Origin of the sequence: Kitasatospora sp. NPDC004745 (genome assembly GCF_042873275.1) — a bacterium.
GTDB lineage: Bacteria > Actinomycetota > Actinomycetes > Streptomycetales > Streptomycetaceae > Kitasatospora.
Genome location: NZ_JBIALK010000009.1, coordinates 202960 through 226882 on the forward strand (window position 1 = coordinate 202960; position 23923 = coordinate 226882).

The following is a 23923-nucleotide window of genomic DNA, read 5'->3' on the forward strand; positions in this document are numbered from 1 at the left end:
CACCCGGTCGGGTGCGGCCCGGCAGGGGCGGGTGCGGCCCGGTGCGGTCAGGAGCAGTAGGTGCCGCGCTTGACCAGGGCGAGGCCGGTGACCTTTGCGCCGTCCATGGTGAACTCGTACACCCAGCCCTTGCCGCTGAGCACGCCCTCGGCCGGCAGCTCGTACTTGCCGTCCTTGCCCGGCTTGAGGCCCTTGCCGTCGTAGGCCCGCTTGAGCTCCTCCTCCGTCGAGCCCGCGCCGACGCCGTCGGCGGTCCGGGTGCCGGCCGGGGCGACGAGTTCGCGCAGGCCCTTCGTCCCGAAGCCGACCCGGCCGGTGGTGAGGAAGGCCTGGTCGTGGGTCCTGATGGCCGTCTCGAGCGCCTTGGCGTCCTTGGAGAGCCGGTCCAGCTCCGCCTGGTCGGCGGCGTTCTGGTCCAGCCGCACCTTCTCCCGCTTGTAGTACTCCATCATCTGCTGCGGCGAGGAGCCGGGCGGCAGCGTCTCGTGGGTCTTCAGCTTCGCCAGGACCTCGTCCAGCTTGGCGACGTAGGCGTCGGACTTGGCGCGGGCGTCCGTCTCGGCCGCCATCCGATCCGGGCACGAACGAACCGGCGGGGCCCGCGTCCGAAGACGCGGGCCCCGCCGGTTCAGCCGTCCGTCAGCGCATCGAACCGGTGCGCAGCAGGGTGCGGATGACGCGCATCGCGACCGAGAGGCTGGACAGCTCGTAGTTGTCCGAACCCCTTATGTCGTCGAGGGTGCTCTTGGCGCGGTTCAGCAGCGTGCTGTTGAGCTCCGCCCAGGCGGTGTAGCGCTCCTCCGGGGTGGCGCCCTCCGGGCCGCAGACCAGGATGTCGGCGGTCAGCGCCGCGTGCGCCGCGAAGAGGTCCTCGCGGATCGAGGCCCGGGCCATCGACGACCAGCGGTCGGTCCGGGGCAGCTCGATGATGCGGTCCAGCAGGTGGGTGATCTGCAGGCGGTCGGCGAGGTCGTAGTAGAGCTCGGCGACGTCCGCGACGTCCTTGCCGGAACGGTCCGCGACCTCGGTGATGTCCAGGGTCGGGAAGGTCGAGGACAGCCCGGCGACCCGGGTCGCCAGCTCCTCCGGCACGCCGGCCGCGGCGAGCTCCTCGTAGACGGACTCGAACCAGGCCAGGTCCTCGCCGCGCAGCGGCTTGGGCAGCGAGCCCCAGACCTGGTTGACCCGGTCGTGGAAGAACTCGATGGTGCCGGCGATGTCGAGCGGCTGGCGGCGGTTGTTGAGCATCCACCGGGTGGCGCGCTCGACCAGGCGCCGAGAGTGCAGCCGCATCTTGGTCTGGCCGCGGGCCGGGACCTTGTTGTCCAGGCCCTCGATCTCGCCCCAGATCTCCTCCAGGCCGAAGACGGCCCGGGCGGCGGTGTGGGTGCGGGCGATCTCCTCGTAGGTCGCGCCGGTCTCCTCCTTCAGCCGGAAGGCGAAGGTGCAGCCACCGCGGTTGATCGTGTCGTTGACGATCAGGGTGGTGATGATCTCGCGGCGCAGCGCGTGGTTGTCGATCGCCTCGGCGAACCGGGCCCGCAGCGCGCTCGGGAAGTAGTCGTGCAGCGCGGTGCGGAAGTACGGGTCGTCGGGCAGGTCCGTGGCGAGCAGCTCGTCGGCCAGCGTGATCTTGGTGTACGCGAGCAGGACGGACATCTCGGGCTGGGAGAGCCCGCGGCCGTTCTGCTGCCGCTCCTTGATCTGGCGCTCGGTGGGCAGGAACTCCAGGCCCCGGTCGAGCTGGCCGGCCGACTCCAGGCGGTTGATCATCCGGGAGTGGACGTTGACCATGCTGTGCGCCTGGGCGACGGCGTTGGCCAGCACCACGTTCTGCGCGTAGTTGTTGCGCAGCACCAGGTGGCCGACCTCGTCGGTCATCTCGGCGAGGAGGGTGTTGCGCTGCTTGACCGTCATGTCGCCCTCGGCGACGACCTGGTTGAGCAGGATCTTGATGTTGACCTCGTGGTCCGAGGTGTCCACGCCGGCCGAGTTGTCGATGGCGTCGGTGTTGATCCAGCCGCCGGTGCTCTCCGGGCCGCCCACCGCGGCGTACTCGATGCGGCCGAGCTGGGTGCAGCCGAGGTTGCCGCCCTCGCCGATGACCCGGGCCCGGACCTGGTCGCCGTTGACGCGGATGGCGTCGTTGGCCTTGTCGCCGACCTCGGCGTTGGTCTCGGTGGAGGCCTTGACGTAGGTGCCGATGCCGCCGTTCCAGAACAGGTCGACCGGCGCCTGCAGGATCGCCTTCATCAGCTCGGCCGGGGTGAGCCGGGCGACGTCGACGCCGAGGGCGGCCCTGGCCTGCGCGCTGAGCTGGATCGACTTGGCGCTGCGCGGGAAGACCCCGCCGCCGGCCGAGATCAGCGACTTCTCGTAGTCGTCCCAGGAGCTGCGGGGCAGCTCGAAGAGGCGGCGGCGCTCGGCGTAGGAGGCGGCCGCGTCCGGGTTCGGGTCGATGAAGATGTGGCGGTGGTCGAAGGCGGCGACCAGCCGGATGTGCTCGCTGAGCAGCATGCCGTTGCCGAAGACGTCGCCGGACATGTCGCCGATGCCGACGACGGTGAAGTCCTCGGTCTGGGTGTCGACGCCGAGCTCGCGGAAGTTGCGCTTCACCGACTCCCAGGCGCCGCGGGCGGTGATGCCCATGCCCTTGTGGTCGTAGCCGGCCGAACCGCCCGAGGCGAACGCGTCGCCCAGCCAGAAGCCGTAGGACTCGGCGACGCCGTTGGCGATGTCGGAGAAGGTCGCGGTGCCCTTGTCGGCGGCGACGACCAGGTAGGTGTCGTCCTCGTCGTGGCGGACCACGTCGGCCGGGTGGACGACCTCGCCGCCGACCAGGTTGTCGGTGATGTCCAGCAGCGCGGAGATGAACGTCTTGTACGAGGAGATGCCCTCGGCCAGCCAGGCGTCCCGGTCCACCGACGGGTCCGGCAGCTGCTTGGCGACGAAGCCGCCCTTGGCGCCGACCGGCACGATGACGGTGTTCTTGACCATCTGCGCCTTGACCAGGCCCAGGATCTCGGTGCGGAAGTCCTCGCGCCGGTCGGACCAGCGCAGACCGCCGCGGGCGACCTTGCCGAAGCGCAGGTGCACGCCCTCGACCTGCGGCGAGTAGACCCAGATCTCGAACGCCGGACGCGGGGCCGGCAGGTCCGGGATGGCCTTCGGATCGAACTTCATCGACACGTAGGAGTGCCACTCGCCGGAGGCGGCGTGCTGGAAGAAGTTGGTCCGCAGGGTGGCCGTGATGAGGTGCAGGAAGGAGCGCAGGATGCGGTCCTCGTCCAGCGACACGACCTCGTCGAGCGCGCCGGCCAGCTCCTCCAGGATGCCCTCGGTCAGCTCCAGGGCGCCCGAACGGTGGCTCGGGCTCAGCCGGGCCTCGAACAGGTTGACCAGCAGGCGGGTGGTGTGGGTGTTGTTGCGGAGCGCGTCCTCCATGTAGTCCTGGGAGAACGTGGAGCCCGCCTGGCGCAGGTACTTGGCGTACGCGCGCAGCATCATCGCCTGCCGCCAGGTCAGCCCGGCGGTGAGGACCAGCTCGTTGAAGCCGTCGTTCTCGGCCTTGCCGGTCCAGGTGGCCGCGAAGGTCTCCTGGAAGCGCTCGCGGGCCTCGTCGGTGAGCCCGGTGGCCTCGCGCAGCTTCAGGCCGAAGTCGTACACCCACGCGGTGGTGCCGTCGGAGCGGCGCAGCGCGTACGGGTGCTCGTCGAGCACCTCGACGCCCAGTCGCTGGAGCACCGGCAGGACCTCGGTGAGCGAGATCGGGCCGCCTACCCGGTAGATCTTGAAGCGGCGCTCGTCGTCGCCGGCGCCCACGGGCTGGTACAGGTTGAGGCGGAAGTCGCCGTCGCCGTGCAGCGCCTCGATCTGCTTGATATCGGAGACGGCGGTGCGCGGCGGGAAGTCGGCGCGGTAGCCGTCGGGGAAGGCGTTGGCGTACTTGTGGCCGAGCTCGGCAGCCCGCTCCTCGCCCAGCTCGAGGTGCAGCTGGTCGTGGAAGCCGTCCATCCAGAACCGGGCCGCCTCGGCCAGGCGGTTCTCGATCCGCTCGATGTCGGTGTCGGTGAGCTGCGGCAGCTCGGTGCCCGGGGCGACCCGGACCACGAAGTGCAGGCGGGTCAGCACCGACTCGGTGGCGTACACCGTGTAGTCGATGGTGGCGCCGTTCAGCTCCTCCTTGAGGATGTCGGTGAGCAGCAGCCGGATCCGGGTGGTGTAGCGGTCGCGCGGCAGGTAGATGAACGCGGAGAAGTAGCGCCCGTACTCGTCCTGGCGCAGGAAGAGGCGCAGCTTACGGCGCTCCTGCAGGTAGAGCACGCTGGTCGCGATGGAGAGCAGTTCGGAGGCCGCGGTCTGGAACATCTCGTCCCGCGGGAAGGTCTCCATGATCTGCAGCAGGTCGCGGCCGTCGTGGCTCTCGCTGGAGAAGCCGGAGGCGTCCAGCACCTCCTGGACCTTGCGGCGCACGACCGGGATCCGGGTGACGGACTCGGTGTACGCGGCGGAGGAGAAGAGGCCGAGGAAGCGGCGCTCGCCGATCGGCTCGCCGGCGGCGTTGAACTTCTTCACGCCGACGTAGTCCAGGTAGGCCGGGCGGTGCACGGTGGAGCGGCTGTTGGCCTTGGTGAGGACGAGCAGCTTCTTCTCGTGGGCCTTGGCGCGGACCGGCGCGGACAGCCGGCCGAAGGCCTCGCTGACCGAGTGGTGCCGGTCGTCGTGGCTGTGCGGGTCGGCGCGCAGGATGCCCAGACCGGTGCCGGCGACGGCCTTCAGGACCTCCTCGCCCTCGTGCTCGACGAGGTCGTACTCGCGGTAGCCGAGGAAGGTGAAGTGGTCGTCGGCGAGCCAGCGCATCAGCTCCCAGGCCTCGCCGACCTCCTGCTCGGGCAGGCCGCCCGGGGGCTCCTCGGCGAGCTCGTCGGCCAGGCGCAGCGCGCTCTCGCGCATCTTGCTCCAGTCCTCGACGACCTCGCGGACGTCGCCGAGCACCCGGCGCAGGTTGGTCTCGATGGAGCGCAGGTCCTCGCGGTCCGTCTCGCGGTCGATCTCGATGTGCATCCACGACTCGACGGTCGCGTCGGCGGGCCACTCGGCGCCGGCGGCCTGGCTGCGGGAGCAGGCGTCGACGTCCAGGATCTCCAGCAGCTTGCCGGTGATGTCACGGCGGACGACCAGCTGGGGGTGGATGACGAGGTGGATCGCGCGGTCCTGGCGGGACAGCTCGTTGGTGACGGAGTCGACCAGGAAGGGCATGTCGTCGGTGACGACCTCGACCACGGTGTGGCCGCAGGACCAGCCGTTCTCCTCCACCGAGGGGGTGTGGACCCGCACCTCGGCGGTGCCCTGCGGGCGCTTGAGGCCCAGCCGGTAGTGGGAGGCCGCCGCGCCGTAGACGTCGACCGGGTCGGAGTCGACCAGGTCCTCGGGCGCGGTGTGGAGGTAGTAGTGGTGCAGGTACGCGGTCAGAGCGCCGTTGCTCAGACCCTCCCCCGGCGCCGCTCCCCCCACCTGGCTGTTCTCAGCGGCTGCGGCTGCCTTCTTGAGCAGTTCGGCCTTGGCTGCGTCCAGCTTGGTCTGCATGACTTCTTGGCTCCTGTCGCGCGCCGTTGCGTGACTCGGTCGGGTGTGGATGTTCACCGACGGGTCTCCCGCAATCCTGCCGCACCATCCGACTGAAAAGGCCCCATGGCGCGCATGAAACACCTTCGCAGTGGGTAGGACGATTCGTCTTGCGAAGCCACCCGACGACGCCAGCCAGCCTAACCGGATCAATCGAAGGTGCACAGGGACAGGGAGGCGCAAACCTGCAGGATGATCGGTTCGTCCTGGACACCATGTCCAAACCGGAACCCCTTGTTCACTCTCAGCCCATGTGGGGGTATCCGTACCGGACGGGCGGGACGAAGGTCTCCTTGATCGCCCGGGCCGAGGTCCACCGCAGGAGGTTCTGGGCGGCGCCCGCCTTGTCGTTCGTCCCGGAGGCCCGGCCCCCTCCGAAGGGCTGCTGGCCGACCACCGCGCCGGTCGGCTTGTCGTTGATGTAGAAGTTCCCGGCGGCGAACCGCAGGGCCTCCACCGCCTGGGCCACCGCGTAGCGGTCCTGGGCGATCACCGAGCCGGTCAGCCCGTACGGGGCCCCGGCGTCCACCCGGCCCAGCACGTCGTCCCAGCGGGAGTCCTCGTACACGTGGACGGCCAGGATCGGACCGAAGTACTCCGTCCGGAACATCTCGTTGCGGTGGTCGGAGGAGACCAGCACGGTCGGCCGGACGAACCAGCCGATCGCGTCGTCGTACTGGCCGCCGGCCGCCAGCTCGACCGTCGGGTCGGCCTTGGCCCGCTCGATGGCGTCCCGGTTCCGCTCGAAGGCCCGCCGGTCGATCAGGGCGCCCATGAAGTTCGAGAGGTCGGTGACGTCGCCCACCGTGAGCGCGTCCACCTCGGCGAGCAGCTCGTCCTTGATCCGCTGCCAGAGGCTGCGCGGCAGGTACGCGCGGGAGAGCGCCGAGCACTTCTGGCCCTGGTACTCGAAGGCGCCGCGGATCAGCGCGGTCCGCAGGATCTCCGGGTCGGCCGAGCGGTGCGCCAGCAGGAAGTCCTTGCCGCCGGTCTCGCCGACGATCCGCGGGTACGTCCGGTAGCCGCCGATGTTGGCGCCGATGGTCTGCCAGAGCGACTGGAAGGTCGCCGTGGAGCCGGTGAAGTGCAGCCCGGCGAGCGCCGGGTCGGCGAGCGCGACCGGGGAGACCTGGAGGCCGTCCCCGGTGACCAGGTTGATCACGCCGGGCGGCAGGCCGGCCGCCTCCAGCAGCCGCATCAGGTGGTGCGCGGCCAGGGTCTGGGTCGGCGCGGGCTTCCAGACCACGGTGTTGCCCATCAGCGCGGGCGCGGTCGGCAGGTTCCCGGCGATCGCGGTGAAGTTGAACGGGGTGACGGCGTAGACGAAGCCCTCCAGCGGGCGGTGGTCGACCCGGTTCCAGACGCCCGGCGAGGAGACCGGCTGATCGGCCAGGACCTGCCGCGCGAAGTGCACGTTGAACCGCCAGAAGTCGATCAGCTCGCAGGCCGAGTCGATCTCGGCCTGCTGCACGGTCTTGGACTGGCCGAGCATGGTGGCCGCGTTGAGGGTCTCCCGCCAGGGGCCCGCCAGCAGCTCGGCGGCCCGCAGGAAGACCGCGGCCCGGTCGTCGAAGGAGAGCGAGCGCCACTGCCGGCCGGCCGCGAGCGCCGCGTCCACCGCCGCCCGCGCGTCCTCCCGGGTGGCGTTGCCGAGCACCCCCAGCCGGGCCGCGTGGTGGTGCGGCTGGACGACGTCGATCCGCTCGCCGGAGCCGAAGCGCTGCTCGCCGCCGATGGTCATCGGCAGCGGGACGGGCTCGGCCGCCAGCTCGTCCAGCCGGCGGACCAGCCGGTCCCGCTCCGGGCTGCCCGGCGCGTACCCCAGCACGGGCTCGTTGACCGGGTCCGGTACCTGGGTGACTGCGTCGATGGGCATGGCGGCTCCGTCCTGCTGACTGCTCCGGTGTCAGTCCAGCCTGACCAGCCGCCGCGCGATCCGCGCGTTCAGACACGCGGACGGCGGACGTGGCGCCCGCCACGTCCGCCGTCGCGACGGGCACCGGCCCGCGCCCGTCGAGCGGGGCCGGGGCGCGCCCGTCAGCCCTGCCCCAGCCGCCCGGCCAGCTCGACCGCCTCGGCCAGGGTGTCCACCACCGGAACGCCGACCGGCTCCAGCTTCTCCCGGGTGTGCGAGCCGCCGGTGTAGAGCACCGCGTGGGCGCCCGCGCTCAGCGCCGCCAGGGCGTCGTCCGCGGCGTCGCCGATCAGCACCGTCCGGGCCGGGTCCACCTGCTCGCCCAGCGCGGCCAGGTGCCGGGCCAGCTGCTCGGCCTTCTGGCCGCCGGACGGGCCGCTGCGGCCGTCCACCCGCAGGAAGCGGGTGGTGAGGCCGAAGGTGTCGACCAGCGGCAGCAGCTTCTCGTGCTCGTACATGGACAGCAGCGACTGGCTGTGCCCGGCCTCCCCCCAGCCGTCCAGCAGCTCGCGGGCGCCCTCGGTCAGCCCGCACTCCTGGCGCAGCTCGTGGTAGCGGGCGTGGAAGGCGTCGTCGAGCAGCAGCCACTCCTCCGCCGAGGGCAGCCGGCCGAGCAGCCGCTGGTAGAAGCGGGGGATCGGGATCTCGTACTGCTCGCGGTACTCCTGCAGGGTCATCGGCCCCACGCCGATGGTCGCGAACGCGGCGTTGCTCGCGCCGAGCACCGCCTCCATGTCGTGGAAGAGCGTGCCGTTCCAGTCCCAAACGATGTGTGTGCGCACGCCGGGAACGGTAACTCCGATCACCGGCGAACCGGTAGGGCCCGGCTCACCTCAGGCCAGCAGGGACGGGATCTCCTGGGTCGCGAACCAGAGCAGGTCGTGGTCCTCCGCGCCGTCCACGGTGAACTGGGCGTCCTGGTCGCCCGCGTCGGCCGCGGACACCGCCGCCACCGCCGCCGCGACGTCCTCGACCACCTCGTCGTCGGCGACGTCCGCGTGCACCGCCGCCGCCTTCGCCAGCGGCAGCGGGCCGGCCAGCACCACCCGGCCGAGCGAGGCCTGGTCCTGGTACTCGTCGCCCGGGAAGGGCCGGACCGCCGAGTCCGCGACGTCCAGCGCCACCACGACCCGGCGGCGCGGGGCGTCCGGGTCGGCGGCCAGCAGGCGCAGGGAGGACTGGGCGGCCCGGTTCAGCGCCGCGTACTCCAGCTCCTCCAGGTCGTCGCTGACGTACCACTCGCGCAGCGCGGGCGTCACGGCGTAGGCCGCGGACGGCTCCAGGGCACCACCGGGGTGCGCCGCCGCCAGGCCGGTCAGGGTGGTGGGCACGTACACGCGCATCGGTGGCACTCTCCGGTTCGTCCTGCGGGGGTTCGTCCTGCCTGGGTTCGTCCTGCCGGGTCCGTCCGGCGGGGGTTCGTCCAGCGGCACTACGTGCAGCGCCCCAAGAATAAGCGCCGCACGGCCCCCCGTGATCACCCCGGCCCGGCTCAGCGGGTGGCCCGCAGGGCCTCCCGGCTGGTCCTCAGGGCGCTCTCCAGGACGGGGTCGCGGCGGGCCGGGTCCATCATGTTCGGGCCCATCACGGCGAGGTCGGCCAGGGTCGGCGCGAGCAGTCGCACCCGCACGCCCTCGGCCCGCAGCAGCGCGGCCTCGCGCAGCAGCTGCCGGGTGACGGCGCGGCGGTAGCGGCTGACCAGCTGGGCCAGGACGCCGCGCGGACGGTCCCGGGCGCGCCACTCGCGCAGTGCGGCGAGGGTGCCGCGCCCGGCCCCGTCGACCGGGTGCACGGGGTCGGCGCCGGCCGGACCGCCGTCGGGCGGGCCCAGCCGCAGGGCCATCGGGGCGAGCACGTAGACCTCGTCCAGGCCCCGGCCGAGCAGCAGGTCGGCGTTGGTGGCGGACCAGCAGCCGCCGTCCACGTACGCCGAGCCGTTCAGCCGCACCGGCGCGAACCAGCCGGGGATCGCGCAGGAGGCCATCACCGCGTCGGCGACCGCGACCGCCGGGGCGTCCGGGTCGCCGAAGACCACCCGGTATCCGCTGCGGTAGTCCACCGCGGCCACCCTCAGCGCCGGGACCCTGGCGCCGCCGCCCTCGCCGGGCGGCGGCCAGCCACCGGGGCCGAGCAGACCGCGCACCAGCTCGCCGACCGGGGTCAGCGAACCGCGGCCGTGCGGCGCCATCGCGGACACCATGGTCAGCAGCGGGTACTCGCGCGGGTGCCGGACGGCGTCCCGCAGCAGGCCGGGCGAGCCGATGCCGGGCCGCGGTCGCGGCGGCAGCGCACCGCCGACGGAGGTCTCGTAGTCGAAGGCCACCCCGGCCAGCGGGCCCTCGGTGACCGGCAGGCCGCGCTGGTGGTCGCGCAGCTGCTCGGGGCCGACCCCGCCGGCCAGCAGCGCGCCGAGGATCGCGCCCGCGGAGGTGCCGAGCAGCAGGTCGGCGTCGCCCGGGCGCCGGCCGGTGGCCTCCTCGACGGCGCACAGCGCACCGATCGTCCAGGCCGCGCCGAGCATCCCGCCGCCGCCCAGCACCAGGCCGCGCCGGGGGGCGTCCCCGGCGGGCGGGGAGGTGCCCGCGGCCGCCGGGGACGGCACCGCCACCCGTGTCGTCATCGCGTCCGCCCGTCGTCGTGGGGTCGGCTCGCCCGCTCCCCGCGGTTCCCGGTCAGGCTCCGATGGTGCGCGCGGGCGGCCGGGCGGCGCAACGGGGGCAGCGGCGCGGCATCACCCGGTCCGGTGCGGCGGAGCGTCCCCTTTCGGACCGCAGGCGCCGTTCCCGCACGTCAACCGGGCGCCCCGGGGCCTGGTCACGGGCCCGTCACCGCACTGCCGGTTCACCCGGATAGGTGAACTTTCCGACTGGTCCCCGGATGGCGGCGAAAGCCCTTGCCGCCCTACGCACGGGGCCACTAGAACCCTCCGTACCCGCACCACCCGACCGAGGAGCCGACCGTGACCGCACCGCTGAGCCCCCGCCCGCACCGCCGACCGCACGGCGCCGCCGCCCACCCGCTCGCCCAGCACCCGGCCACGCAGCACCCCGACTCCCAGCCCCCCGCCACCCGGGCCCGGCACGCGGCCCCCCGCGGGAGCCACCCGGCCGCCCACGACCACCACCCCGCCGGGCGCCGGCCCCGCCACCCCCGCACGGACTGCCCCGGCCCCGGCGGCCACGACCCCCGCGCGCTCGCCTCCCGGTTCGCCCACCAGCTCGTCGAGGTGCTCACCGGCGCCCGGCCCGCCGGCCAGCTGATGCGGCACACCAGCCTGGACGGCTACGGGCAGCTCGCGTCCCTGGTCCGGATCGGCGCGCTGCGCCGCGGCGGCGCCGCCGACCGGCCCAGGCTCGGCCCTGTGCACGACCGGTCCCCCGCGCCGGACGCCGTGGAGGCCTGCGTCCGGGTCGACCTCGGCCGGCGGCACCACATGGTCGCCTTCCGGCTGGAGCAGCGCGGGCAGGCCGGGCAGTGGCAGTGCACCGCCGTGGAGGCCCGGTGAGCCGGGCCGCCGTGGCCCCGGCCGCGCGCGAGAACACGGGCCCCGGCGCGGACACCGGCACCGGCCCGGACACCGGCGCGGCCCGGCGGCGGACGGCGCAGGGCGCCGCCCCCGTCCGGGAGCGGCGCCCTGTGCGGCGTCCTGCGGGTCGATCAGGCCTTGCGGCGGCGGCCCTTGGCCGACTTGGCGGCCTTGCGGCGCTCGGCGCGGGTCAGCCCGTCGCCCTCGTCCTCCGGCGCCAGGTCCTCGAAGTCGCCCTCGATGACCCCGCCGCCGACCTCGTCCGAGGGGGCCGTGTAGTGCAGCCGCTGCGGCTTCGGGGCCTCCAGGCCCTTGGCCTTGATCTCCGGGCGGGCGGCGTCCTTCTCCAGCTTGTCGAGCATCACCGCGGCGTCCTCGACCGGGACCTCCTCGACCTGCTGCTCGACCTGGACCTCCAGGTTGAACAGGTAGCCGACGGACTCCTCCTTGATGCCCTCCATCATCGCGGTGAACATGTCGAAGCCCTCGCGCTGGTACTCGATCAGCGGGTCGCGCTGCGCCATGGCCCGCAGGCCGATGCCCTCCTGGAGGTAGTCCATCTCGTAGAGGTGCTCGCGCCAGCGGCGGTCCAGCACCGACAGCACGACCCGGCGCTCCAGCTCGCGCATGATCTCCTCGCCGAGCTGGTCCTCGCGGGCGCCGTACTGCGCCTGGATGTCCTCCTGGATGGCCTTGGTCAGGAACTCCGGGGTCAGCCCGGCGGTGCCGCCGGCCTCCTCCTCGAGCTCCTCCAGGTCCAGGGTGACGGGGTAGAGCTGCTTGAGCGCGGACCAGAGCTTCTCCAGGTCCCAGTCGTCCTCGAAGCCCTCGCCGGTGGCCGCCTTGACGTAGGCCGCGACGGTGTCGTCCATGAAGTGGCCGACCTGCTCCTGCAGGTCCTCGCCCTCCAGCACGCGGCGGCGCTCGCCGTAGATGACCTCGCGCTGGCGGTTCAGCACCTCGTCGTACTTGAGGACGTTCTTGCGGATCTCGAAGTTCTGCTGCTCGACCTGGGTCTGCGCGGAGGCGATCGCCCGGGTGACCATCTTCGACTCGATCGGCACGTCCTCGGGGACGTTGGCCATCGACAGCACGCGCTCGACCATGCCGGCCTTGAACAGGCGCATCAGGTCGTCGCCCAGCGACAGGTAGAAGCGGGACTCGCCCGGGTCGCCCTGACGGCCGGAGCGGCCGCGCAGCTGGTTGTCGATCCGGCGGGACTCGTGCCGCTCGGTGCCGAGGACGTAGAGGCCACCGGCCTCCTTGACCTCGTCCTGCTCGGCCTTGACCGAAGCCTTGGCCTTCTCCAGCGCGGCCGGGAAGGCGGCCTCGTACTCCTCCGGGGTGTCCGTCGGGGTCAGCCCGCGCTGCGCCAGCTCGGCGGCGGCGAGGTGGTCGGCGTTGCCGCCGAGCATGATGTCGGTACCGCGGCCGGCCATGTTGGTGGCGACGGTGACGGCGCCCTTGCGGCCGGCCTGCGCGACGATCTGCGCCTCGCGCTCGTGGTGCTTGGCGTTCAGCACCTCGTGCGGGATGCCGCGCTTGCGCAGCTCCTGCGACAGGTACTCGGACTTCTCGACCGACACGGTGCCGACCAGCACCGGCTGGCCCTTCTCGTGCTTCTCGGCGATGTCCTCGACCACGGCGGCGAACTTGGCCGGCTCCGACTTGTAGATCAGGTCGGGCTGGTCGATGCGCAGCGGGTTCTTGTTGGTCGGGATCGGGACGACGCCGAGCTTGTAGATCTGGTGGAACTCGGCGGCCTCGGTGGTGCCGGTACCGGTCATGCCCGCGAGCTTGTCGTACAGGCGGAAGAAGTTCTGCAGGGTGATGGTGGCCAGCGTCTGGTTCTCGTTCTGGACCTCCACCCCCTCCTTGGCCTCGATCGCCTGGTGCATGCCCTCGTTGTAGCGGCGGCCGGCCAGGATGCGGCCGGTGTGCTCGTCGACGATCATGACTTCGCCGTTCATCACGACGTAGTCCTTGTCCGCCTTGTACAGCTCCTTCGCCTTGATGGCGTTGTTCAGGAAGCCGACCAGCGGGGTGTTCACCGACTCGTAGAGGTTGTCGATGCCCAGGTAGTCCTCGACCCGGCTGACGCCCTCCTCCAGGATGCCGACGGTGCGCTTCTTCTCGTCGACCTCGTAGTCGCGGTCGACCTTCAGGCGCAGCACCAGCTTGGCGAAGTCGGCGTACCACTTGGTCGCCTGGTCCGCCGGGCCGGAGATGATCAGCGGGGTGCGGGCCTCGTCGATGAGGATCGAGTCGACCTCGTCGACGACGGCGAAGTTGTGGCCGCGCTGGACGAGTTCGTCCTTCGACCAGGCCATGTTGTCGCGCAGGTAGTCGAAGCCGAACTCGTTGTTGGTGCCGTACGTGATGTCCATCGCGTACTGCTGCTTGCGCTCGGCGGGCGTCATGTTCGCCAGGATCACGCCGACTTCGAGGCCCAGGAAGCGGTGCACCCGGCCCATCCACTCCGAGTCGCGCTCGGCGAGGTAGTCGTTGACGGTGATCAGGTGGACGCCCTTGCCCGTGAGCGCGTTCAGGTACGCGGGCAGGGTGCCGACGAGGGTCTTGCCCTCGCCGGTGCGCATCTCGGCGACGTAGCCGTGGTGCAGGGCGGCGCCGCCCATCAGCTGGACGTCGTAGTGCCGCTGGCCCAGGACGCGCTTGGCCGCCTCGCGGACGGTGGCGAAGGCCTCGGGGAGGATGTCGTCCAGGGTCTCGCCGTCGGCGAGCCGCTGCTTGTACTCGTCGGTCAGCGCGCGGAGCTCGGCGTCGGTGAGGTTGACGAAGTCCTCTTCGATGGAGTTGACCTGGGCAGCAATCCGCTGCAGCTTGCGAAGGATCTTGCCTTCGCCGGCGCGCAGGATCTTGTCGAAGACGGACACTTGAGCGGGCTCCTTGCCTGTATTGGCACTGGACGACTGCACGGCGGGTCCACCCCACCGCACGGGCCATCGTATGCGAGGAGTCCAATGCCCCGGGAGGTGCGTCAGCACGCTATTCCCGTGTCACCCGCCCGAGCAGTTGGACCGATAGCACCGCCCACCGGGGCAAACCGGTCAGCCCACCCGGGAGTTGGCCGCATATTCGGATGACCGAATTCCCCTTCCGTCGGAATAATCCCGGCATGGAAGAAGACGTCGAAGGCCCCGGCGGCGACCCCGCCTCCCTCACCACCGACCGCCTCCTGCTGCGGCCCCCGCAGGCCTCGGACGTGGACGCGGTCCACGCCGCCTGCCAGGACGAGGAGATCCAGCGCTGGACGGTGGTGCCCAGCCCGTACCGCCGGGAGGACGCGGAGTACTTCGTCCACGACCTCGCCGCCGAGGGCCGGCGCACCGGCGGGAACCTGATCTGGTGCGTGTTCGAGCGCGCGTCCGGCGCCCTGGTCGGCACCCAGGGGCTGGTCCTGCGCCCCGGCGACCGGGGCTCCGCCGAGGTCGGCTGGTGGGCGGTGAAGGAGTTCCGCGGGCGCGGCTACACCGTCGAGGCCGCCCGCGCCGTCGCCCGGCACGGGCTGCTCGAGCTCGGCCTGCGCCGCCTCGAGTGGCAGGCCTACGTCGGCAACGAGGCGTCCCGCGCGGTCGCCGAGCGGGTCGGCTACCGCTTCGAAGGCACCCTGCGCTCGTACGCCGAGCAGCGCGGCACCTTCCGCGACGCCTGGGTCGCCTCGCTGCTCGCCTCCGACCTCCCGGACGTCCCGGGCCTCCTCGACGCCGCGGGGCCGGCCGACCGCCGGGTCTGAGCCCGGTACCACCGCACCCGGCGCCCGCCGCCCACCCGGGCCCCGGGCCGCACCCGGACCCCGCACCCCGCACCCCGCCCCCGGCCGGCGCCCGGTTGTCGGTGCCCGCGACTACCCTCGCGGACATGACCGCCCTGCCTGCCGCCGGCGCCCCCGCCGGCCCGCCCGTCACCGTCCTCAGCGCCGACGACGCCCGCCGGATCGCCCTGCGGGCCCAGGGCCTGCTCGGCGCACCGGACCGCCGGAGCGGGGTGCGCGGCGTGCTCCGGCACCTGGGCGCCGTCCAGCTGGACACCATCTCGGTGCTGGCCCGCTCGCACGAGCTGGTGCCGTACGCCCGGCTCGGCGCGGTCGGCCGCCCGGCCGTCGAGGCGGCCTACTGGGGTGCCGGCACGAGTTTCGAGTACTGGTCGCACGCCGCCTGCGTCCTGCCGGTCGAGGAGTGGCCGCTGTTCGCCTTCCGGCGCCGCCGCTACCGCGAGCGCGGCCACCTCTGGGGCCACCAGGTCACCCCCGAGACGTACCGGCACGTGCTCGACAAGCTGCGCGCCGAGGGGCCGTTGACCTCCACCGAGCTGGGCGGCGCCAAGCGGACGGCCGAGTGGTGGGACTGGTCCGACACCAAGATCGCGGTCGAGCGCGCCCTGGCCTTCGGCGACGTGGTCTGCACCGAGCGCCGGAGCTGGAAGCGCGTCTACGCGCTGGCCGAACAGGCCGTCCCCGACGCACTGTTCGGCCAGGAGCCCGACGACGCGGAGTGTGTGCGGACCCTGGTCGCCCAGGCCGGTGCCGCGCTCGGCGTGGCCACCCGGGCCGATCTGCTGGACTACCACCGACTGCGCGCCGAGGAGTTGGACGGCGTGCTCGGCGACTGCGGGCTGGTCCCGGTCGAGGTGGCCGGCTGGGGCCCCGGGGGTGCGCCGGCGGCGGCCTGGGCCGATCCGACCGCACTGGCCGGCGCCCCGCGCGGCCGCCACCGCACCACGCTGCTCTCGCCGTTCGACTCGCTGGTCTGGGACCGCGCGCGCACCGAGCGGATCTTCGGCATGACGCACCGGCTGGAGGCCTACACGCCCAAGCACAAGCGGGTGCACGGCTACTTCGCCATGCCGCTGCTGGCCGGGGGCAGGCTGGTCGGCCGGGTGGACCCGGCCCGCGAGGGCCGGACCCTGGTGGCCCGTCAGCTCTCGCTGGACTCCGCCCGGCACCTGGACGCCCTGGCCACCGCCCTGCGCGAGGCGGCGGCCTGGGTGGGCTGCGACGCCGTCCGGGTCGAGGCCCTGCACGACGAGCGGCTGCGCCCGGCCCTGGAGAAGCTCCTGGCGGCCTGAGGCCCGGGCGCCGCCCCGGTCACCCTATTTCGAGGATCTTCTCGCGCATCGCGTACACCACGGCCTCCATCCTGGAGTGCAGTTGGAGCTTCTCCAGGATGTTGCGCACGTGGTTCTTCACGGTGTTCTCGCTGATGAACAGCTCCTTGGCGATCTCCCGGTTGTTCATCCCGGTCGCCACCAGCTTCAGCACCTCCAACTCCCGGTCGGTGAGCCGGGGTGCGGGCACCAGGTCCCGGTCGTCGGAGCGGCGCTGGATCATCGACTTGAACTCGGTGAGCAGCTTGGAGGCCATCGAGGGGCTGATCTGGGACTGCCCGTCGGCGACCGCCCGGATCGCGGTGGCGACCTCGTCGGTGGAGATCTCCTTCAGCAGGTAGCCGGTGGCTCCGGCCTTGATCGCCTCGTAGAGGTCGGCCTCCTCGTCGCTTATCGTCAGCATGATGATCTTGGTGCTGGGCGCCACGTCCTTGATCGCGGTGCAGGCCTCGATCCCGCTGCGCCGCGGCATCCGCACGTCCATCAGGATGATGTCGGGCAGCAGGTCGGCGGCCTTCAGCACGGCCTCGGCGCCGTCCCCCGCCTCGCCGACGACCTTGATGTCCGGCTCCTCCGCGAGCACGATCTCCAGCCCCCGCCGGAACAGCGCGTGGTCGTCCACCACCAGCACGCGGATCGGCTCACCCCGGTGCGGCGCGTACGCGGGTTCCTCCTCCGGCCCCGGTGACAGTCCGGCGGCAGGCCCCCTGGCGGGCCCCAGCCCGAAGTGATCCCCCATCCGCTCCTCCCCCTTCGCGGGTCGTCGTGCGCCAATCATTCCACGCCCCGCAGCCGCCGCGGTCACCCTCCGGCGCCGATCGCTCCGCATCGGGTGACCCCCCGGGCCGCTCCTCGAGCGCGGTTCGAGCCGACCTGGCCCGGAACGCCGGTGACCCCGGCGGCCGGAGCCACCGGGGTCACCTCTCCATCACTGCTCGGACGGTCAGTCCTCGTCGCCGTTCGCCCCGATCGCCCCGCCCGCTCCACTACCCGAGCCGGCCGACGAGTCGGTCTGCAGGTGGATGACACCGTAGTGGTAGCCGTGGCGGCGGTAGACGACGCTCGGCAGGCCGCTGTCCTTCTCCACGAAGAGGTAGAAGTCGTGGCCGACCAGCTCCATCTCGTAGAGCGCCTGGTCCAGCGCCATGGGGGCGGCCGGGTGGGTCTTCTCCCGGACCACCAGCGGGCCTTCGCCCTCGACCTCCAGGGATCCCATCATGGTCTTGCGGACGGCGCCGTTGGTCTCGCTCTCCGGCGTGGCCGTCAGCGGCAGCGCGGCCAGCGGCGCGGTCGCCTCGGCGACGCTGATGGGGGTGCGGCCGTTGCCGCCCTTGTGCACCCGACGCCGGTCAGCCGACTTGCGCAGCTGTGCGTCGAGCTTCGCCGAGGCCAGGTCGAGCGCCGCGTACGGGTCCCCGGCGGCGGCTTCGGCCCGGATCACCGGCCCACGGGTACGGAGAGTGATCTCCACCCGCTCGGACCGGTCGGCCTGCCGCGGGTTGTGCTCCTTGGACACCTCGACGTCGAGGCTGATCACCTTGCCGTCGAACTTCTGGACCTTCTCCAGCTTCTCGGCCACGTGCTCGCGGAACCTCTTGGGCACCTCGGTCTTGCGGCCCTTGACGACGATGTCCACGCAGAACTCCGATCCCTCGTGCTGACGCCGATCCGGGTGCTACCGGATCGGGCTGAGACCCAGCTGGACCAGCCCATCCACTGCCGGCCCCCCGCCCCCGCCGCCAGCGACGGAAACGACTGGCCCTCACCTCACTTCCTCCCCACCAGGGACGGTTGAAACCCCCTGTGGGCTTATCGAACACCTCACACGGGGTTTTCGCCTCCCCAGGTGAGGACACGGGTATCACCCCGTACTGCGGGCAGGGCGGTCAAGCTGTTCCACCCTCTCTACCCTCCTGCGAGTGAAGCATGGGTGAATACCTGGACAACACCCCCCGTACGGCGCATCCTTTGCTCACTCTTCGTGCCTGCCGCCGCCAGGAGCAGCCGTGCCGACCACTCCCGCACCCACCCGTCCGCGCCCCGCCCAAGGGCCGTTCGGCCACGCACTGGCCGGGCTGCTGGACGTCCTGCTGCCGGCCCGCTGCGCGGGCTGCGGCGCCGAACGGAGCCAGCTCTGCCCGGTCTGCCGGCTCGCGCTGGCCACCGCCCTCCCCGGCCCCACCCCGCTGCCCTGGGTGCACGCCGCCGCCCCGTACGCCGACCCGGTCCGACAGCTGCTGCTCGCGCACAAGGAGCGCGGCGCGCTGCGGCTGGCCGGGCCGCTCGGCGAGGCGCTCGGCCGGGCCGTCCGCTCCTCGCTGGGTCCGCGGGCCGACGCCGCGCCGCTGCTGCTGGTCCCGATGCCCTCGACCCGGGCCGCCGTCCGCGCCCGCGGCCACGACCCGACGCTGCGGCTGGCCGGGGCCGCCGCCCGCTCGCTGCGCCGGGCCGGCCTGGACGTCCGGGCCGAGCCGCTGCTGCGGCACGCCCGCCCGGTCGCCGACCAGGCGGGGCTGGGCGCGGCCGAGCGCCGCCGCAACCTGCACGGTGCGCTGACGGTGCTGCCGCGCGCCGGCCGGGCCCTGGCTGGCCGTCAACCCGTCCTGGTGGACGACCTGGTGACCACCGGTGCCAGCCTGGCCGAGGCGGCCCGGGCGCTGGCCGACGCCGGGCTGCCGGCCCGGGCGGGCGCCGCGGTCGCCGCGGCGGGAGCGACGGGAGCGACGGGAGCGACGGGAGCAACGGGAACGGCCGGCCCGCGCCGGCCCGGCTGAGCGGCCCCGGAACCGCCGCCGCCCGGCCACGGGGGCCGGGCGGAGCGGATCGAGGCGGCCGAGGGGATCGGCCCGGGTGAGCCCGGGTCAGCCCGGGTCAGCCCGGGTAGAAGAAGGACCCCGCCTTGTCGGTGAGCGGGACCTCCCGCCACTGATTGCCGATCAGACGGTAGATCTTCCCCACCGCCACCGCGAGCACCGGCGGCGCCTGCGCCAGCGCGCTCCAGCGGGACTCGGAGGCCGAGACGGTGAGCATGCTGTCGGCGCCCGGGAGCGGGCCGTCGGTGCTCTGCGAGCCGTCGGTGCTGATGTAGTGCAGCTGCTGGATCCGGTCGGCCTCCTTGCCGAGCACGAGCAGCTGGTCCGCCTCCGCCCAGGAGACCGAGACGACGTCGGTGAGCGAGGGCGCGGCGCGGCGCAGCCCGACGATCTTCGCGGTGGGCGCCTCCGGGGTCCCGCCGTGCACCACCAGGCCGAACATCAGCGAACGGCTGGGCACACCGGCGGTCTTGACCACCAGTGCCACCCGGGCGCCGTCCGAGGAGATCTTCATCGCCTGCACGGTCTGCCCGTCCAGCTTCTCGACCGGCACGGGGTAGGCCTTGTTGCCGCGGACCATCACCACCCGCGGGGCCTGCGGGTTGCGGTCCACCACCCAGAGGTCGCCGCGGCCGTCCCAGCTGGGCGAGGCCAGCCCGTCCTCCTTGTCGGCGGTCCGCACCGGCGTGGCGAGCACCGGTTCGGGCAGCGCCACCGCGTTGTCGGAGAGCGGCACCGAGTAGAGCTGGTGGCCGTCGCCGCTGATCGCGGCGGCCCAGGAGCCGTCCCGGTTGACCGCGACGGTGCCGAGTGCGGGCTTGCCGGCCGGCTGCGGCTTGCCGAGGACGCCGCGCACCGGGTCCCCGTTGCGCTGTTCCTCGGTGACCATCAGGACGCCGTTGTCGGCGCGCTGGTAGTACTGCTGCGCGGGCGGCGGCCCGGCCAGGGCGCCGGGCCCGGTGGCCTGCACGTCGCTGCGCGAGACGGCGCAGCTGCCGCGCTGCCCCTTCAGCTCCAGCCGCTCGACCTGCCCCTTGCCCTGGTCGGCCAGGGTGTAGAAGAGCTGGGTCGCCATCCGGCGGCAGGACACCCCGTCGGTGGTGTCGGCCCCGCCGAGCTGGACGTGGGCGACCCGGCTGTCGTCGACGGTCACCCGGTCGACGCGGGCGCCGCTCGGGAAGGCGGTCCGGGCGACCGGCGCGAGCCAGTTCGAGGGCCCGGCGACCAGGGCCTTCGCGGCCATGGTCAGCGGGTCTATTCGGCGCCGCAGGTAGATCGGGTCGGCGATCAGCACCTCCTGGTCGGCCTTGCCGGTGGACACCGCGGACGGGTCCGGGGAGGTGTAGAAGAACCGGTCGACCTGGCGGTAGCTGTTCCGGAAGTTGGTCTCGTTCATGATCACGCCGGCCGGCAGCTTGTCGATCCGCCACTCGCCGTCCTTCTGCCGGACGAAGGTGAAGTCGGACGAGATGTCGCGCTGACCGTCCACCAGGACGTAGGACTGCTTCTCGTCGATCCTGGCGATCACCTGGCCCGTCACCGAGGCGGAGACCATGGTGTCCGTGTCGGTGACGTCCTGCCCGGACGGCAGGTTCGGGGTGGCGGCGGCGAGCACCTGGATCCCGGCGTCCGGGTTCCAGGTCGCCGCGGCCTCCTCGGTGAGGTACTTGCGCGCGGTCTCGTAGCCCTCGTCGGCGGTCACCGCGTCCAGGAAGCCGGTCAGCAGGGCGCGCGGTTTGGCGCCCTTGGCGGGCGCCACCGGGTAGACCCTGGCCTGCAGGTTCCGGTCCGCCGCCCCCTGGGACAGCTCCACCTTGGAGATGCCACCGGAGTCCGGCATCGCCGCGCAGCCGCTCGCCAGCAGGGCGCCGAGCACCATGCCGGCCACCGCCGTGAAGCGCGGCTCAGTCCCGCTGCTCGTCCTTCGCACGCTGCGACCCCTCCAGGTCCGTCCCGCCCATCACGTCCGGCTCCGCCGTCCGCTGTGCCACCGACGGCCGTCCCGGCGTCGGGTCCACCATCACCTGGGCGCCGGTGGCACCGTACCCGGCCCCCGCCGTCCGCACGTCCGAGGGGTCCGCGCGCGGGCCCACGGGCAGCCGGCTCTGGCCCAGGCCGGGGCCGATGTTCAGCACCCCGCCGAGCCCGCTGCCGAAGCCGTTGACCGGCCCCTCCGGCGTCTCCGCCTGCTCCTCGGCGACGGTCAGCGCGGTCGCACCGGACGGGCTGATCGCCCGCCGGTACGGCGTGCCGTAGGCGCCCAGACCGCGGTTGTTGCGGGAGTCCTCCGGCTCCAGCCGGAACGGCGCCCGGCTGATCTCGCCGCCGCGGGTGCGGGGCAGGGTGAGCCGGAAGTGCGAGCCGCCGCCGGGCTCGCCCCAGGCCTGCAGCCAGCCGCCGTGCAGGTGCGCGTCCTCGACCGCGATGGACAGGCCGAGGCCGGTGCCGCCGGTGGTCCGCACCCGGGACGGGTCGGCCCGCCAGAAGCGGTGGAACACCCGGGACGCCTCGCCGGGCTTGAGGCCGATGCCGTAGTCGCGCACGCCGACCGCGACCGCGCCGTCGGCCGAGCCCAGCCGGACCACCACGTCGCGGCCCTCGCCGTGCTCCAGCGCGTTGACCACCAGGTTGCGCAGGATGCGCTCGATCCGGCGGGAGTCGACCTCCGCGAGCACGGGCTCGCCGTCGCCGCGGATCACCACGGCGCTGCCCTTCGCCTCGGCGAGCGGTTCGGCGGCCTCGACCACCCGGCCGACGATCTCGCGCAGGTCGACCGGTTCGGCGTCCAGGATCGCGGCGCCGGCGTCGAACCGGCTGATCTCCAGCAGGTCGGCCAGCAGCGACTCGAAGCGGTCCAGCTGGCCCTGCAGCAGCTCCGCCGAGCGGGCCGCCATCGGGTCCAGGTCCTCGCGGCTGTCGTAGATGAGGTCGGCGGCCATCCGGACGGTGGTCAGCGGGGTTCGCAGCTCGTGCGAGACGTCGGAGACGAAGCGCCGCTGCACCCTGGACAGCTCCTCCAGCTGGCGGATCTGCGCCTGCAGGGCGTTGGCCATCCGGTTGAACGACTCCCCGAGGCGGGCGATGTCATCCGTGCCGGTGACCTTCATCCGCTCCTCGAGGTGCCCGTCGGCGAGCCGCTCGGAGATGCCGGCGGCCATCCGCACCGGGGTGACCACCTGGCGCACCACGACCCAGGCGATGCCGCCCATGAGGATCACCACGAACACGCCGGCGGTCGCCAGAGTGCCGGTGATCAGGTTCAGGGTGTCCGTCTCCTGGCCGAAGGAGAACACGTAGAACATCTGGTAGCTGTTGCCGGCCGGGCCGCTGAACTGCATGCCGAGGGCCAGCCCGGGCTCGGTCCGGTCGTCGGCCCGCTGGATCCGGGTCGGCTGGTCGTACATCTGGCCGGCCTCGGTGTACACCTTGTCGCGCAGGGTGTCCGGGACGCTGCTGGGCAGGATGTCGCCCGAGTAGCGGGGCGCGAAGCCGGTCTCCGGGACGATCGCGTCGGTGCCGGGGGCCATCGCGATCACCGAGTAGACGGTCTGCCCGCTCGCGGCCAGGTCGTTGACCTGGCGCAGCAGCCAGGTGCCGGTCTCCTCGGTGGTGGGGTCGGCGGTGGCACCGACCCGCACCCGCTGGTCCTTCGCCTCGTCGATCTTCTTCTGCTCGGCCTGGAAGCCGATCCTGGCCTGCTCGCGGGCGGCCGCCATCTTGGTGTCGAGCAGCCCGGTGCGCACCTGCGCCACCACGACCACGCCGAGCACCAGGACGACCGCGATGGAGGCCAGCAGGGAGACCGCGACCACGCGCAGCTGGATCGACCGCCGGTAGAGGGCGGTCACCCGGCGCGTGGGGCGGCGCAGCTGCCGGGTCAGCAACGCGTACGCGGCCGCGCGGCGGCGCTTGCGGGTGGTCGAGCTCAGCACGGACCCGCGAACGGAGTCGGCCCCGTCGGTCGCGGTACCCGACGGGGCTTCGTCAGCCTGGTGCGTCACGTCAGCTGGGTCCGGCCTTGTAGCCGACGCCGCGGACGGTCACCACGATCTCGGGGCGCTCCGGGTCCTTCTCGATCTTCGACCGCAGGCGCTGCACGTGGACGTTGACCAGGCGGGTGTCCGCCGCGTGGCGGTAGCCCCAGACCTGCTCCAGCAGCACCTCGCGGGTGAACACCTGCCAGGGCTTGCGGGCGAGCGCGACCAGCAGGTCGAACTCCAGCGGGGTCAGCGGGATGCCCCGGCCGTCCCGCTTGACCGAGTGGCCGGCCACGTCGATCACGAGGTCGCCGATGGTCAGCTGCTCGGGGGTGGGCTCCTCGGCGCGGCGCAACCGGGCGCGCACCCGGGCCACCAGCTCCTTGGGCTTGAACGGCTTGGTGACGTAGTCGTCGGCACCCGACTCCAGGCCCACCACGACGTCGACCGTGTCGGTCTTCGCGGTCAGCATGACGATCGGGATCCCGGACTCCGCCCGGATCTGCCGGCAGACGTCGATGCCGTCCCGGCCGGGCAGCATGAGGTCCAGCAGGACCAGGTCGGGCTTGGTCTCCCGGAACGCGGCTAGCGCCTTGTCCCCATCCGCGACGAAAAACGGCTCAAAACCCTCACCACGCAGCACGATGCCGAGCATCTCGGCCAGTGCGGAGTCGTCATCAACGACGAGGACGCGTCCCTTCATGCGTCCATCCTCTCATTACCGGATTGTGACCTGCCGCACAGCAGTGCCAATGCTCCACAACGGCCAACTCGCCGGGCGTCCATTTCCGGCCATACCGGACGAATGGCCCGCACTGGAGTACCTCCGCACCCTCCGCGGCCCACCACCCGCCCACCACGGGGCCCGGCTTGCCGATCATCGAGCGGCTGCCCCTGGGGCCCGTCCTGGCCCCATGGCACGATGGGCGCTGCGCGCGGGCGA

16 protein-coding genes are annotated in these 23923 nt (G+C 72.7%); 4 read left to right on the plus strand and 12 right to left on the minus strand.

Going from position 1 to position 23923, the window contains the following annotated elements; translation table 11 throughout:
* Positions 1 to 47 precede the first annotated feature (47 nt).
* The 6 genes from ACFYUY_RS18135 to ACFYUY_RS18160 form a co-directional block, all read right to left on the minus strand.
* On the minus strand, positions 48 to 569 hold the full coding sequence (locus tag ACFYUY_RS18135; protein ID WP_387901560.1) for a hypothetical protein: 522 nt from the start codon (positions 567 to 569) through the stop codon (positions 48 to 50).
* Between the two features lie 70 nt (positions 570 to 639).
* Positions 640 to 5586, minus strand: a complete 4947-nt coding sequence (locus ACFYUY_RS18140; RefSeq protein WP_387901562.1) for an NAD-glutamate dehydrogenase — start codon at positions 5584 to 5586, stop codon at positions 640 to 642.
* Positions 5587 to 5869: 283 nt separating this feature from the next.
* A complete protein-coding gene (gene pruA / locus ACFYUY_RS18145; RefSeq protein WP_360218131.1) occupies positions 5870 to 7495 on the minus strand; it encodes an L-glutamate gamma-semialdehyde dehydrogenase in 1626 nt (541 codons plus the stop codon).
* Between the two features lie 167 nt (positions 7496 to 7662).
* Entirely contained in the window at positions 7663 to 8322 is a 660-nt protein-coding gene (locus ACFYUY_RS18150) for an HAD family hydrolase (protein ID WP_360218086.1), read from the minus strand.
* 51 nt (positions 8323 to 8373) lie between these two features.
* Positions 8374 to 8883, minus strand: a complete 510-nt coding sequence (locus ACFYUY_RS18155; protein WP_360218089.1) for a DUF6912 family protein — start codon at positions 8881 to 8883, stop codon at positions 8374 to 8376.
* A 149-nt stretch (positions 8884 to 9032) separates the two neighbouring features.
* Entirely contained in the window at positions 9033 to 10160 is a 1128-nt protein-coding gene (locus ACFYUY_RS18160) for a patatin-like phospholipase family protein (RefSeq protein WP_387901564.1), read from the minus strand.
* A gap of 339 nt (positions 10161 to 10499) precedes the next feature.
* Between ACFYUY_RS18160 and ACFYUY_RS18165 the strand changes: the two genes are divergently transcribed.
* A complete protein-coding gene (locus ACFYUY_RS18165; protein ID WP_360218095.1) occupies positions 10500 to 11045 on the plus strand; it encodes an Rv3235 family protein in 546 nt (181 codons plus the stop codon).
* Positions 11046 to 11197: 152 nt separating this feature from the next.
* On the opposite strand, the gene secA is transcribed toward ACFYUY_RS18165, so the two are convergent.
* On the minus strand, positions 11198 to 13960 hold the full coding sequence (gene secA, locus ACFYUY_RS18170; RefSeq protein ID WP_360218098.1) for a preprotein translocase subunit SecA: 2763 nt from the start codon (positions 13958 to 13960) through the stop codon (positions 11198 to 11200).
* A 242-nt stretch (positions 13961 to 14202) separates the two neighbouring features.
* Here secA and ACFYUY_RS18175 point away from each other — a divergent pair, with 242 nt between their 5' ends.
* On the plus strand, positions 14203 to 14820 hold the full coding sequence (locus tag ACFYUY_RS18175) for a GNAT family N-acetyltransferase (protein ID WP_360218101.1): 618 nt from the start codon (positions 14203 to 14205) through the stop codon (positions 14818 to 14820).
* Positions 14821 to 14945: 125 nt separating this feature from the next.
* Complete coding sequence (locus ACFYUY_RS18180; RefSeq protein ID WP_387901568.1) at positions 14946 to 16151, plus strand: winged helix-turn-helix domain-containing protein; 1206 nt, start codon at positions 14946 to 14948, stop codon at positions 16149 to 16151.
* Between the two features lie 19 nt (positions 16152 to 16170).
* On the opposite strand, the gene ACFYUY_RS18185 is transcribed toward ACFYUY_RS18180, so the two are convergent.
* Both ACFYUY_RS18185 and hpf read right to left on the minus strand, forming a co-directional pair.
* A complete protein-coding gene (locus ACFYUY_RS18185; protein WP_360218107.1) occupies positions 16171 to 16929 on the minus strand; it encodes a response regulator transcription factor in 759 nt (252 codons plus the stop codon).
* A gap of 204 nt (positions 16930 to 17133) precedes the next feature.
* Positions 17134 to 17826 carry a ribosome hibernation-promoting factor, HPF/YfiA family gene (gene hpf, locus ACFYUY_RS18190; protein ID WP_360218110.1) on the minus strand — a complete coding sequence of 231 codons (693 nt, stop codon included), beginning with the start codon at positions 17824 to 17826 and terminating at the stop codon, positions 17134 to 17136.
* 370 nt (positions 17827 to 18196) lie between these two features.
* Here hpf and ACFYUY_RS18195 point away from each other — a divergent pair, with 370 nt between their 5' ends.
* Positions 18197 to 18964, plus strand: coding sequence for a ComF family protein (locus ACFYUY_RS18195; protein WP_387901570.1), 768 nt, complete (start codon positions 18197 to 18199; stop codon positions 18962 to 18964).
* A 97-nt stretch (positions 18965 to 19061) separates the two neighbouring features.
* Here ACFYUY_RS18195 and ACFYUY_RS18200 read toward each other — a convergent pair whose 3' ends face one another.
* From ACFYUY_RS18200 to mtrA, 3 genes are all read right to left on the minus strand, one after another.
* Entirely contained in the window at positions 19062 to 20933 is a 1872-nt protein-coding gene (locus tag ACFYUY_RS18200) for an LpqB family beta-propeller domain-containing protein (RefSeq protein ID WP_360218113.1), read from the minus strand.
* Positions 20908 to 22935 carry an MtrAB system histidine kinase MtrB gene (gene mtrB, locus ACFYUY_RS18205; RefSeq protein ID WP_387901573.1) on the minus strand — a complete coding sequence of 676 codons (2028 nt, stop codon included), beginning with the start codon at positions 22933 to 22935 and terminating at the stop codon, positions 20908 to 20910. Before mtrB ends, ACFYUY_RS18200 begins: the two co-directional genes overlap by 26 nt.
* Positions 22936 to 23005: 70 nt before the next feature.
* The gene (mtrA, locus tag ACFYUY_RS18210; RefSeq protein WP_030061806.1) at positions 23006 to 23683 is read right to left on the minus strand and encodes an MtrAB system response regulator MtrA; all 678 of its coding nucleotides are present in this window, start codon (positions 23681 to 23683) and stop codon (positions 23006 to 23008) included.
* Between the last annotated feature and the right edge of the window lie 240 nt (positions 23684 to 23923).